At 76.3% G+C, this 12,765-nt stretch carries 11 protein-coding genes; 5 read left to right on the top strand and 6 right to left on the bottom strand.

Annotated elements, in window-relative coordinates:
- Positions 1-66 precede the first annotated feature (66 nt).
- The 4 genes from ABD901_RS18000 to ABD901_RS17985 form a co-directional block, all read right to left on the bottom strand.
- Positions 67-1,197 carry a sensor histidine kinase gene (locus tag ABD901_RS18000; protein WP_345128087.1) on the bottom strand — a complete coding sequence of 377 codons (1,131 nt, stop codon included), beginning with the start codon at positions 1,195-1,197 and terminating at the stop codon, positions 67-69.
- Between the two features lie 20 nt (positions 1,198-1,217).
- A complete protein-coding gene (locus tag ABD901_RS17995; protein ID WP_345128085.1) occupies positions 1,218-1,940 on the bottom strand; it encodes an ABC transporter permease in 723 nt (240 codons plus the stop codon).
- Positions 1,937-2,830, bottom strand: a complete 894-nt coding sequence (locus ABD901_RS17990) for an ABC transporter ATP-binding protein (protein WP_345128084.1) — start codon at positions 2,828-2,830, stop codon at positions 1,937-1,939. Before ABD901_RS17990 ends, ABD901_RS17995 begins: the two co-directional genes overlap by 4 nt.
- A gap of 69 nt (positions 2,831-2,899) precedes the next feature.
- On the bottom strand, positions 2,900-3,574 hold the full coding sequence (locus ABD901_RS17985) for a DUF1775 domain-containing protein (protein ID WP_345128083.1): 675 nt from the start codon (positions 3,572-3,574) through the stop codon (positions 2,900-2,902).
- A gap of 58 nt (positions 3,575-3,632) precedes the next feature.
- Here ABD901_RS17985 and ABD901_RS17980 point away from each other — a divergent pair, with 58 nt between their 5' ends.
- Both ABD901_RS17980 and ABD901_RS17975 read left to right on the top strand, forming a co-directional pair.
- Positions 3,633-4,535, top strand: coding sequence for an aminoglycoside phosphotransferase family protein (locus ABD901_RS17980; protein ID WP_345128082.1), 903 nt, complete (start codon positions 3,633-3,635; stop codon positions 4,533-4,535).
- Positions 4,536-4,620: 85 nt separating this feature from the next.
- A complete protein-coding gene (locus tag ABD901_RS17975) occupies positions 4,621-6,534 on the top strand; it encodes a hypothetical protein (protein WP_345128081.1) in 1,914 nt (637 codons plus the stop codon).
- Here ABD901_RS17975 and ABD901_RS17970 read toward each other — a convergent pair.
- Positions 6,531-7,628, bottom strand: coding sequence for an FAD-dependent oxidoreductase (locus ABD901_RS17970; protein ID WP_345128079.1), 1,098 nt, complete (start codon positions 7,626-7,628; stop codon positions 6,531-6,533). The genes ABD901_RS17975 and ABD901_RS17970 overlap by 4 nt on opposite strands.
- A 76-nt stretch (positions 7,629-7,704) precedes the next feature.
- On the opposite strand from ABD901_RS17970, the gene ABD901_RS17965 reads away from it, so the two are divergent.
- Positions 7,705-8,325, top strand: a complete 621-nt coding sequence (locus tag ABD901_RS17965; RefSeq protein ID WP_345128078.1) for a TetR/AcrR family transcriptional regulator — start codon at positions 7,705-7,707, stop codon at positions 8,323-8,325.
- 42 nt (positions 8,326-8,367) lie between these two features.
- Entirely contained in the window at positions 8,368-8,550 is a 183-nt protein-coding gene (locus tag ABD901_RS17960; protein ID WP_345128076.1) for an antitoxin, read from the top strand.
- Between the two features lie 83 nt (positions 8,551-8,633).
- On the opposite strand, the gene ABD901_RS17955 is transcribed toward ABD901_RS17960, so the two are convergent.
- A complete protein-coding gene (locus tag ABD901_RS17955) occupies positions 8,634-10,013 on the bottom strand; it encodes an MFS transporter (RefSeq protein WP_345128074.1) in 1,380 nt (459 codons plus the stop codon).
- Positions 10,014-10,159: 146 nt separating this feature from the next.
- Between ABD901_RS17955 and ABD901_RS17950 the strand changes: the two genes are divergently transcribed.
- Entirely contained in the window at positions 10,160-12,763 is a 2,604-nt protein-coding gene (locus ABD901_RS17950; protein ID WP_345128073.1) for a helix-turn-helix transcriptional regulator, read from the top strand.
- Positions 12,764-12,765: the final 2 nt, after the last annotated feature.

Below are 12,765 nucleotides of genomic sequence, written 5' to 3'. Positions count from 1 at the left end.
GGCACGGCAAGGATACCGCGCACCCACTCGCGGCCACCGACGGGCGCTATCACAGCGCGGCCGGTGTCACGAGGCGGCGGCTCGCAGCAGGAAGCCGCCGCCGTCGCGCCGGCCGACCGTCAGTGCGCAGCCCGCCGCGTCCAGGCGCTCGCGCAGGCCGCCCAGGCCGTGGCCCTGGCCCTGGCCCCCGGGCGTGGACGTGACGTCGCCGGCCGGGCCGCGGCCGTCGTCGCTGATCTCGACGGCACCGCGGTCCAGGCGGATCCAGCAGTGCCTGGCGTCGCTGTGGCGCACGACGTTGGTGACGCCCTCGCGGACCACCCAGGCGAACAGCTCCTGGCGCTCGGGGGCGACCTCCTCGCCCGTGACCGGGACGTCGGCCTCGATGCCCGCCGCGTCAAGGGCGCTGCGGGCCGAGGCCAGCTCCGTGGCCAGGGACATCTCGCGGTAGCCCGCGACGGCGGCGCGCACGTCGGCGAGGGCCTCGCGGACCAGGCGCTGGATGTCGGCCAGCTCGGCCTCGGCGCGCTCAGGCGCCAGCTGCACCAGGCGGCCGGCCAGCTCGCTCTTGACGGACACGACCGTCAGGGAGTGGCCGAGCAGGTCGTGCATGTCGCGGGCGAAGCGGTTGCGCTCGGCGGCGATCGCCAGGTGGGTGATCTCCTCGCGGGCCTCGGCGAGCTGGGCGTTGCGCTGCACGACGCGGGTCACGCCCCACACCGCCAGGGCGGCGACCATGATGGCGAAGGTCAGGTCGATGCCGCGGTCCCAGCCGGGCACCGCGCGCGGCAGGACGAATGCGGCGGCGGCGCAACCCAGCACGGTGCTCCAGGCCGAGGGGGGCGGCAGGGAGAAGACGGCGGTGACGGCGATGTAGACGAGGGACGTCAGGCCGGACTCGCCGACGACGAGGGTCAGGACCGTCGCGAACGCGGTGAGGACGCCGAGGCGGGTCACGGCCCGCGTCACGCTCTGCAGGCGGCCGGTGGCGCGCAGGGTGCCGCGCACCGACAGGAACCCGGCCACGTAGAGGACGCAGAAGCCCAGGGCCGCGGCGAGGCCGACGACGCGCTGCCAGATCTCGGGGCGGTGCCAGGCGTCGCTGATGGGCCCGGCCATGTAGAACAGCCAGACCGCCGCCCAGAGCCAGAAGAACCTGGATGATCCGGGGCGGCGGTCGGGCTGGTCCGTCGACATGTCGAACACGCTAGTCGAGGTCAGGCGCGGGCGGTGTCCACGCGGAAGCGGCGCAGGGCCACGAGGGCCAGGGCCACCGTCCAGCCGGCGAGCACCGCGATCGCCTGGCCGTCGATGTGGCCGTGCTCGAGCGGGCTGCGTGCGACCTGGCCGGTCCAGTACGACGGGGTCAGCTTGGCGATGTACTGCAGCGTGTCCGGCATGAGGTTGACGGGGACCCACAGGCCGCCGAACGCGGCGAGGGTCAGGTTGATCAGCGCGGAGACCTGCTGGACGCTGTCGGGCTTGGCGAGGTACCCGATGACGACGCCGAGGGCCGCGAACGGCAGCGACGCGAGCCACGCCCCGATGAAGCACAGCACCCACTCGGCCGGGCTCAGCCGCACGTGCAGGCCGACGGCGCCGACGACGAACGTGATGAGCACCGGCAGGACGCCGACGAGCAGGGCGAGGAGCACCTTGTTGAGCACGTAGGCGGCCGGGGACAGCGGGGTGAGCCGCAGCGTGCGGTTCCAGCCGAGGCCGCGCTCGACGGCGATGGTGCCGCCGCTGGAGATCGCGGCCGTCATGGCGCCGAACAGGGCCATGCTCACCATCACGTACTTCTTGGCGTCCGCGTCGCCGCCCACGGACACGCCGCCGATGATGAGCACCAGCAGCGCCGGCATCAGGGTCGAGAAGATCACGACGCGCTTGTTGCGGAACAGGCGGACGGCCTCGAGCCGCATGTAGGTGACGTTCACTGGATGCTCCCGGCGGCGGTAAGGGCGATGAAGGCGTCTTCGAGGTTGCGGCTGGTGACCTCGATGTCACGGGCGTCGGTGGCGGCGAGCAGCGCGCGCAGGGCGGCGTCGGAGTCGTCGCAGTGCAGCAGGACCGTCTCGCCGCGGGCCTCGGCGCGCTCGACGCCGGGCAGGGCGGCGAGGCTGGCGAGGTCGGCGCCGGGGATGGAGGCGCGGATGGTGCGGCCGGAGACGGCGGCCTTGATCTGGGCGCCGCTGCCGTCGGCGATGACCCGGCCCGCCCGCAGCAGCACGATGCGGTCGGCGTAGTCGTCGGCCTCTTCGAGATAGTGCGTGGCGAAGAGGACCGTCCGGCCGCGGGCCGTCTCCTCGCGCATCGAGGCCCAGAAGGCGCGGCGGGTCTCGACGTCCATGCCGGTCGTGGGCTCGTCGAGCACCAGCAGGTCCGGGTTGACGACGAGGGCCATGGCGAAGCGGATGCGCTGCTGCTGGCCGCCGGAGAGCCCGGCGACGCGCTGGCCGGCGAACTCGGCCACGCCGGCCCGCTCGAGCACCTCGCCGACCGGGCGCGGGTTGCGCTGCAGGGCCGCGGCCAGGCGTACCGTCTCCCCGGCCGTGAGGTCCGGCAGCAGGCCGCCGCTCTGCATGAGCGCGCCGACGCCGCCCCGGGCGATCGCCTTCGTCGGTGAGTCGCCGAAGAGGCGCACCTCGCCGGAGTCCGGGCGCTGCAGGCCGAGCAGCATGTCAATGGTGGTCGACTTGCCCGCCCCGTTCGGGCCGAGCAGCGCGACGACCTCGCCGCGGCGGATCGTCAGGTCCAACCCGTCCACGGCGGTGACCTCACCGAACCGCTTCGTGAGCCCCGTCAGCTGGACTGCTTCGTTCGTCATGGCAACAGCATGGCGGCGCATCGACGGCGATCGGGCTGCATCGCGTCACCCGCACCCCCATGACAGATGTCATGACGTCCGGCGTACCCGCCAGATCACGACGCCCGCCAGGATCGCGACCACGACCACGGCCAGGCCGATGAACAGCGGGGCGGAGGAGCCGCCGTCGCCGTCGGCGGCGATCGCGGTGGCCGTGGTCTCGACCGGCGCCGCTGAGGACGCGGCGGCGGTGCTCGGCGCGGCCGAGGACGCCGGCGCGGCGGCCGGGGCCAGGGCCAGCGTCGGGGCGGGGTTGTCGGACCCGGCGCCGGCGTCGGGCAGCTCGATCCACCGGTCGACGCGGCCGTCGCTGTAGTTCACCAGGGTCTTGAACGACACCGTCTTGGCGTCGGGCAGCTTCGCGACCTTCACCGCGTACTCGGCGTTCTGCTTCGCCGCCAGCCCCGGGCCCGCCACCTTGTAGCCGCTCGCGGTCGGCGTGAGGGCCCAGCCGGTCGGCCCCGAGACGTACGTCACGTCGGCGGGCGCGATACCGGCGGGCAGCGCCACCTCGACCGAGGTGATGGAGGCCTTCGACGACTCGTTCTCGGCGCTGAAGGTGATCGTCACGTTGGTCGCGCCGGCCTGTGCCTTGTCGGCCTTGACCTCGACGTGCGCGGCGGCGGGCAGCGCGGTGGACAGCACGACGGCAATGGTCACGGCGGCGACGGCGAGGACCGAGCCGGCGGTACGGCGAATCAGCACGAGTCCATAGTCGGTGCGCGGTTGGGGAAAGTTCCCGCGAAGCTGCAAAGCTGTGCGGATGATCGTGCCCGAGGTGGTACGCGCGAAGGCCCTCGCCGCCGGAGCGCACGCGTGGCTGGCGGACCTGCCCGGGCTCGTCGAGGGCCTCGAGCGCGACTGGGAGATCCGGGCCGGCCGGGTGTACCAGGGCGGGACAGAGGCCCTCGTCGCCGAGGCCGTCACCGCGGACGGCGCGCCGGCCGTGCTGAAGGTGCACATCGACCGCCCCGGCGACCACGCCCGCCACGAGGCCGCCGTCCTGCGCCTGGCTGGCGGCGACGGCTGCGCAAGGCTGCTGCGCGCCGACGAGGAGCGCCGCGCGCTGCTGCTCGAGCGGCTCGGCCCGTCGCTGTCGGACCTCGGCGAGCCGCTGCCGCGGCGCCTGGAGATCCTGGCCGGGGCCGCCTCGCGGGTGTGGCGGCCGGCGCCGGACGCCGGGCTGCCGACGGGCCGGGACAAGGCCGAGTGGCTGGCCGGGTTCATCGTGCGCGTGTGGGAGCGCACCGGCCGGCCCTGCGCCGAGCGGACCGTCGAGCACGCCCTGGCCTGCTGCGCCCGGCGCGGCGCCGCGCACGACGACGAGCGCGCCGTCCTCGTCCACGGCGACGTGCACCAGTGGAACGCGTTGCGCGCGCCCGAGGGCGGCTTCCGGCTCGTGGACCCGGACGGGCTGCTGGCCGACGCGGAGTACGACCTGGGGGTGCTCATGCGCGAGGACCCGCAGGACCTCCTCGAAGGCGACCCGCGCGAGCGTTCCCGCTGGCTGGCGGCGCGCACCGGTCGCCGCGAGGAGGCGATCTGGGAGTGGGGCGTCGCCGAGCGGGTGTCGACGGCCCTGCTGCTGGCCGAGATCGGCGTCCAGCCCGTCGGCCGCGACATGCTCGCCGCCGCCGACCGGATCGCGGCCCTCGAAGGGCCCTAGCAGGGCCCGGCGCGCCACGAACGGATGACCCCGATCGATGGATTCGGCCGCGATTCGGCTGCGGGCCCGGGCCGCGGACGAAACGATGACGTCGACCGTCATCACACCGTCACCGTTCGGAGCCTCGACGCCGATGCCCGCCAACCGGATGCGACGCGCGGCGGAGCGCACGCTGCGCCGGCACGCCGTCGAACGTCCCGCCGGGCCGCCCGGCGCGGCCGTGCCGCCCGCCCTGCTCGCCCCCGACGGCGCCCGCGTCGACCCCGCCGCCCTGCTCGACCGGCGCGGCGAGCGCCTGTGGCTGCTCGCCGCGCCCGGCACCACCACGCCCGGCCCGCTGCCGTGGCTGCACGAGGCCGCATGGCGGCGCGCCGCCGCCGATCCCGGCGACGCGCAGCGGCCGGTGCTGGTCGACCTCGCGCGGCCGGCCGCCGACGGGCCGGTGACCGCCGGCGCGCTGCTGCGAGCGCTGGACGGCGCGGCCACCGCCGGCGGGTACCTGCTGCTGCTCGACGGCCTCGACACCGCCGGCGGCGCGGTCCGGGCCGCCGTCGCCGGGGTGTCCGGCCCGCTCGCGCGCCGCGCGCCGGCCTCGACGGTCATCGCGGTCTCGCACGCCGAGCCGGTTCGCGGTTTTCACATCCCCGCACTGTTCCTGCCGGATCCAATACCGCAGGATCCGATACAGCAGGGTCCGCCCGCCGGCGCCGGCGACCCGCCCTCCGACGGCGCGTGGGACGCCCTCGCCGAACGGCTGCGCACCCGGCTGCACTGGCCCGCCGGGCTCCTCGCGGCCGTCGTGGCCGCGTGCGCCGGCGCCGGCGAGGAGCTGCGCCGGCGCATCATCGACGACCTCGCCGCGCTCGGCGACCGGCGGCTGCTGTTCCGCGCCGCGCTCGCCGCCGGCGGGTGCGACGACGACGGCGTGCGCCGGGCCGCCAGCACCGAGATCGAGGCCCTCGCCGGGACCTCCGCCGCGGCGCGGGACGCGTCCTGGGTGTCGCGGCTGCTCGCCGTCCTCGACGTGCTCGACGGCGGCGCGCACCGCGACGACGACGCCGAGGCGCCCGCGGGCGGGGCGGTGCTGCTGCGGATGGCGGCCACCGGGCGGGCCGGGTCGGCGCCGCTGACGATCCTCGCGCGGCGCGACCCGGACGCGGCGATCGCGGCGGCCGAGCGCACCACGGACCCGCTCGACCTCGACGCCGTCGCGCGGGCCGCGGACGAGCCGGCGGTGGTACGAGCCGTGCTGGCGCGGCGGGCGGTGTACCCGCCGTGGGAGACGGCCCTGGCGTACCGGGCGCAGCTGCAGCCGGGCGTCGCCGTGGCCCTGCTGCGCGAGCCCGGCCGCGACACCGGGCCGGTCACCGCGGGCCGCTGGCAGGCGTTCCCGGCCACGCGCGGCTCCGCGTACGGGCGGCTGCTCGATGACGTCCTGGCCCGGCCGTGGGCGTGGCCGCCGCACGCCGCGCCGCTGCTGTTCACGCTCTCCGGCGTGCGCCCGCCCGCCTCGCAGACGCCGGTCCTGCTCGCCGCGCTGCCCCGGGCCGGCGCCGGCGCGGTCGTCGCCGCCCTAGCCGTGCTCGCCTGCGGCCGCCTCGCCGCTGAGCACGTCACCGCGGCCGTCGCGACCGCCGCGCTCATCGCCGGCGTCGCCGTGGCCGGCGCGAACATCGCCCTGAGGCTGCGCCAGTGGCGGGCCGCGGTGGCCGCCCGGCTCGCGACGCCCCTGGAGGCCGCGGTGGTACCCCTGCGGCGCGAGCACGTCCTCGGGGCGCTGCTCGGGGTCGAGCGGCGGCGGATCGAGGGGGTACCGACCGGGCGGCACCTGCTCGACGACGCGCTGCGCCGGGCCTGCTCGCGGGCCGGTGTGCCGGAGCTGGAGATCACCCACCTGCTGCGGGTCCTCGCCGCCCGGCACGCGCTGGGCGGCGCGAAGGCCTCTCCCGTGGTACCCGAGCAGGCGCTCCGGCTCGACCAGACCGAGCCCAGCGGCTAGTGGCGGGCGCTGAGCAGCCGGGCCGTGGCGTTGCGGGTGGCCAGGCCCAGGCGGGTGCGCGGCACCACCAGCGCCGCCGAGCGACCGGCGCGGCGGACCTTCGCGTCGGTGCGGACCCGGTGCTCGGCCTCGTAGCGGCGCAGGCCCGCGTCGACGCCGTGCGCGGCCACCGACTCCGCCAGGGCGTGCGCGCCGGCCATCGCCAGGCTGGAGCCGTCGCCGAACAGCGACACGCAGGAGGCGGCGTCGCCGGCGAGCGTGATGCGGCCCCGGGTCCACTGGGGCAGGTGGACGCGGCTGACGCTGTCGAAGTACAGGTCGGCGTCCGGCAGCTTCGACAGCAGGCGCGGGACCTGCCAGCCGGCGCCCGCGTACGCGTCGGCGACGATGCGGCGGTGGCGCTCGGTGTCGCGGTGGTCGAGGCCGGGGATCGCCGGGCCGCGGAAGATGAACGCGATGAGCGCCTCGCCGCGCGACGGGTGGATGGAGACCAGGCGGCCGGGCTCGTTGTACAGCAGCACGTGCCGCGGGTCCTGCGCCGCCTCGCCCAGCGGCAGGCTCGCCACCCACACGCCCAGGTGTGACACCAGGTCCCGCTCCGGGCCGAAGGCGAGGCGGCGCACCGCCGAGTGCAGCCCGTCGGCGCCGATGACCAGGTCGAAGCGGCGCGGTGCGGCCCGGTCGAAGGTGACGTCGACGCCGCGCTCGTCGCCGGACAGGGCCGTGATGCTGTCGTCGTAGCGGAAGTCGGCGTGCTCGCGGGCCGCGTCGTGCAGCGCGGCGGCGAGGTCGGCCCGCGGAATCTCGAGCGCGCCGGGCGCGGTCTGCATGGGCAGCTGGGCGACGGTGCGCCCGTCGCGGCCGATGACCCGCATCGCGTCGGCGTGGGTGGCGCGCTCGCGCAGGGCCGGCATGACGCCCATGGCCTCGGCGACGGGCAGCGCGGGGCCGCGCACGTCGACCGGGTTGCCGCTGGAGCGCTGGCCGGTCGACCGCTCCACGACGGTGACCTCGAAGCCGTGCCGGGCGAGCCAATAGGCGGCGGTGGTGCCGGCAACGCCGGCGCCGGAGATGAGTACCGAAGTCTTCGTCATGCCGGCAACCATAGCCGCACTTAGTGCAAGTTTGCAACGAGTGCGAACTCACACTCGATGCGATATGGTGTACCGCATGTCGTTGCGGGACCTGAAGCGCCGGCGCACCCGGCAGGCAATCGTCGAGGCGGCCGTCGAGCTGATCGAGCGCGACGGCTACGAGCAGACGACGATCGCGGACATCGCCGCCGCGGCGGAGATCGGGACGCGGACCTTCTTCGGGTACTTCGCCACGAAGGAGGAGCTGCTCTTCCCCGAGTCCGACGTGCGGGTGAGCGCCGCCGTGCGCGAGATCGAGGCCCGCGGCCCCGGCGACGGGCCCGCCGAGGTGCTGCTGCGCGCCCTGCAGCGCGTCGGCGACGACAGCGACGACATGACCGGCCGGCTCGCCGCGCTGCGGATGCGGCTCGTCCGCCAGGTGCCCGCCGTGCGCGGCCGGGCACTGCAGATCCAGCTCGACGCCCAGCAGGAGATCGCCCGGCACCTCGCCGCCGCGTTCCCGGACGAGCTCGACGCCGTCACCGCCGCCGCCCTGGTCGGCGCATTCGTCGGCGCCGTCACCGGCGCCCTGCAGGCGCTGCTGAACACCGACGAGCCGCAGGACCCGGCCGAGGTGCGCCAGGCCGTCGAGCACGCGACCGGCGTCGCGCTACGTCCGTGGCTCGCACATGGTGTGCCACCCTCCGCACGGGGGTGACTTCTTCGGTGTAGGGGCCGATCCGGCGGGTAGCTCTGCACCATGAACAGCTTCTTCGACAAGGTCAAGGACCTCGTGCACAAGCACGACGACAAGGTCGACCAGGGACTGGAGAAGGGCGGCGAGGCCGCCGACAAGAAGACCGGAGGCAAGTACACCGAGCAGATCGACAAGGGCGTCGACACCGCGAAGCAGCGCACCGGCGAGGGCGACACCCGCCCGTAGGCGGGTCAGTACGAGGCCGAAGAGCGCCGCCGGCTGCCGGCCGCGATGGAGGCCGGCAACCGGCGGCGCCGAACGGCCGCCCACTAACGACGGGGCAGCAGCTGGATCAGCAGCGCCAGCGCGATCTCGAGCACGACCAGGGCGACGACACTGGCCTGGAATCCGGCCGTGATGCTCGCCGCGCGGTAGAACACGATCCCGACCAGCGCGACGCCGACCGCGTTGCCGGTCTGGTTCACCGTCGCCAGCACACCCGACGCGGCGCCCGTGTGCTCCGGCGCCACGTTCGACAGCGCCACCGTCGTCAGCGGCGCCAGGGCCATGCCCATCCCGACCCCCTCCAGGGCCAGGCCCGGCAGCAGCGCCGCGACCGAGTGCGTCGCCGCCACGGCGAGCGCGGCGAGGCCCGCCGCCATGACGAGCGCGCCCACGGTCACCGAGTGCCGGCCGAGCCGGGCCGCGATGCGGTGCGCGTTCGTCGACGTGAGCAGGTAGCCGCCGCCGACCGCCATGAACACCGCGCCCGAGCCCAGCGCCGACAGGCCGCGGCCCGACTGCAGGTAGAGCGCCAGCACCAGGAAGAACGACGCCTGGCCCATCCAGAACACCTGCACCGACACCAGCGCCGTGCTGAACGCCCGGCGCCGGAACATCGCCAGGTCGACGAGCGCCCCCGCGCGGCCCCGCTGATGCAGCACGAACGCGGCGAACAGCACCGCGGCCAGCCCGAGGCACAGCCACGTCCACAGCGGCCACCCCCGCTGCGGACCCTGGATCAGCGGCAGTACCAGTGCCACGAGCGCCGAGGTCACCAGCGCGGCGCCGCCCAGGTCCAGCCGCGAGCCGGAGCCGCGCGACTCCGGCACCGCCCGCAGCATCACCAGCGCGGCGGCGCCGATCGGCAGGTTGATGAGGAAGCACAGCCGCCAGTCCAGCCCGAACAGGTCGGCGCGGATCAGCAGCCCGCCGACGACCTGGCCGAAGACCGCGCCCAGCCCGAGCGTGAGCCCGTAGCGCGCGAACGCCTTCGGCTGCGCCGTCGCCGGCACCGCGGTCCGCAGCACCGCCAGGGTCTGCGGCATGATCATCGCCGCGCCGGCGCCCTGCAGGACCCGGCCCGCGATCAGCGCCCACGCCTGCGGCGCGACGCCGCACAGCACCGAGGCGACGGTGAACAGGGTCAGCCCGGCCGAGAGCACCCGGCGGCGGCCGTAGATGTCGCCGAGCCGGCCGCCGGTGATGAGCCCGGCCGCCAGGGCCAGCCCGAAGCCGGCGACGACCCACTGCAGGGCGGCCGGCCCGGCCCGCAGGTCGAGCTGGATCGCCGGCATCGCCACGTTGACGATGAAGAAGTCCAGCGCGGTCATGAACGTCACGGTGAGCAGGGCCGGCAGGACGCCGCGCGGCGCGCGCGCCCCGGCCGGGTCGATGGCCGCCGAGGCGGCGATCGCGGTGCTGGTCATGGTGTTCCCCCTTCGACGCCGACGACGCTACGGAGACCGGCGCGGTCCGGAATCGGCATCGCTTAGGTAATCCGCACTGGTACGGCGTCCGTCGCCCCCGGTTCGCGGGCCGGGGCGGAGGCGGGCCGGCATGTAGGGTCGACAGCGTGCTGTACGGGCGGGAGCGGGAGCAGGAGCGGCTGCGCGAGCTCCTCGACGCGGCCCGCGACGGCTCCGGCGGCGTCCTCGTGGTGCGCGGCGGACCCGGCATCGGCAAGACCGCGCTGCTGGACTGGGCCGCCGGGCTCGACGCGGCGCTGGTCCTGCGCGGCGGGGGCGTCGAGTTCGAGGCCGACCTGCCCTTCGCCGGGCTGAGCCTGCTGCTGCGCCCGGTCCTCGGCCACCTCGAGCGGCTCCCGGCGCCGCAGCGCGCCGCGCTCGCCGGGGCGTTCGGGCTCGGGCCCGCCGCGGCCGCCGACCGGCTGCTCGTCGGCTTCGGGGTGCTGTCGCTGCTGGCCGAGGCGGCCGGGGACGGGCCGGTGCTCTGCCTCGTCGACGACGCGCAGTGGCTCGACTCCGTCTCCGCCGACGCGCTGCTGTTCGCCGCGCGGCGCCTCGGCGGCGAAGGCGTCGCGCTGGTGCTCGCCGCGCGCGACGGCGAGTTCGCCGCGCCGGGGCTGGCGGAGCTGCGCCTGTCCGGGCTCGCCGACGCCGATGCCGCTCGGCTCATCGAGGACGGGCTCGACCCCGGGGTGCGCCACCGTATCCTCGCCGAGGCGCAGGGCAACCCGCTCGCCCTCATCGAGCTGCCGCGGGTCGCCGGCGACGAGCCGGCCGCGGCCGGCGGGCTGAGCGAGCGGCTCCTCGCGGCGTTCCGGGGGCAGGTGGACGGGCTGGCGGAGGCCACCCGCGCGGTGCTGCTGGTCGCCGCGGCCGAGGACACCGGGGACCTCGGCGTCGTCCTGCGGGCCGCGGGCGCGCAGGTCGGCGATCTGCGGCCGGCGGAGCAGGCGCGGCTCGTCGAAGTGTCCGCGGCGGCGCTGCGGTTCAGGCACCCCCTGGTGCGCGCCGCCGTGTACCACGGTGCGCCGTTCGCGCAGCGGGTCGCGGTGCACCTCGCGCTCGCCGCCGCGCTGCCGGGGCCCGAGGCCGCCGACCGGCGCGCCTGGCACCGGGCCGCGGCCGCCACCGGGCCCGACGACGACGTCGCCGAGGCCCTCGAGAGCTCCGCCCGGCAGGCCCGCGAGCGCGGCGGCTACGGCGCGGCCGCGGCCGCCTACGAGCGCGCCGCACAGCTGAGCGAGGCGCCGGCCGCGCAGGCCCGCAGGCTGCTGCTCGCCGCCGAGAACGCGCTGGTGGCCGGGGACGCCGCCGCCGCGGTCCGGCTCGCCGAGCGGGCCGCCGGCATCGACAGCGAACCCGCGTTCCTCGGTCGGGTCGGCTGGGTCGAGGGGCAGGCCTGGTTCTGGCAGGGCGGGCACCGCAACGCCTACGACCTGCTGACCGCCGCCGCCGACCTCGCGCCCGACACCGCGGGGCGGGCGCTGCTGCACGCCGTGCACCCCGCCTGGTACCTCGGCGAACCCCAGCTCGGCGAGTGCCTCGACCGGCTCGCCCGCCTCGACGAGCCGCTCGCCCGCTACCACGTCGCCGCGGTGCGGGGGCGGCCGCTGCCGATGGGCGCCGTCGCCGACCGGCGGGCCGCGCTCGACCCGGCCCGCAACCCGCGGGACCTCGTCGAGCTGTGCGGCTTCGGGTTCGTGGCCGGGCAGGACGCCGAGGCGCACGGCCTGGCCGCCGCGCTCGCCGGGCGGTGCCGCGCCGAAGGGCTCGCCGGGCTGCTGCCGACGCTGCTGTTCTTCATCGCCGAGGCGGAGCTGTTCCAGGGCCGCCACCGCGACGCCGCGGTCAGCGCCGCCGAAGGGCTCGCCATCGCCCGCGGCGGCGGGCAGCCGCTGTGGGTGAGCCAGCTGTCCGCGGTACACGCAACGCTCGCCGCCATCGAGGGCGACGAGCAGGCGTGCCGCGCCTTCGCCGCCGACGCCCTCGCCGCCGCCTCGCCGGGCGCGCGGCCCGCCGGCCACGCCTGGGCGCAGTGGGCCCTCGCGCTGCTGGACCTGGGCCTGGGCCGGCCCGAGTCCGCGGTACCACGGGTGCTGGCACTGCAGGAGCAGCCGCACGCGCATCACGTCGCCGCGCACCGCTGCATCCCCGACCTCGTCGAGGCCGCCGTGCGGGCCGGCAGCCCCGGCGCCGCGACCGAGGCGGTGGGGCGGCTCGAGGCGTTCGCCGACCGGACCGGGCAGCCGTGGGCGCAGGCCCTCGTGCACCGGTGCCGGGCGCTGCTCCGCGGCGACGAGCACGAGTACCGCATGTCGCTCAAGCTGCCGGCGCGGCCGTTCGAGCAGGCGCGCACCGAGCTGCTGTACGGCGAGTGGCTGCGCCGCGCCCGCCGCAAGGCCGACGCCCGGCCCGTCCTGCAACGCGCCCTGGAGGCGTTCGAGCGGCTCGGCGCCCGGCCGTGGGCGGCCCGCGCCCGCGCCGAACTGGAGGCGACCGGGCTGCCGACGGCCGCGCGGGCCGAGCCGAGCGCGGCCCGGCTCACGCCGCAGGAGCTGCAGATCGCCCGGCTGGCCGCGCAGGGCCTGTCGAACAAGGACATCGCGGCGCAGCTGTTCCTCAGCCCGAAGACGGTCGCCTACCACCTCTACAAGGCGTATCCGAAGCTCGGCGTCGCCGCCCGCGCCGACCTCGCCGCCCTGGCGCTGTGACG

This window comes from Dactylosporangium darangshiense (assembly GCF_039537565.1).
In the GTDB taxonomy this organism is placed as follows: domain Bacteria; phylum Actinomycetota; class Actinomycetes; order Mycobacteriales; family Micromonosporaceae; genus Dactylosporangium; species Dactylosporangium darangshiense.
The sequence above is the reverse complement of the archived record's forward strand: the minus strand, read 5'-3'. Positions and strand labels throughout refer to the sequence as shown.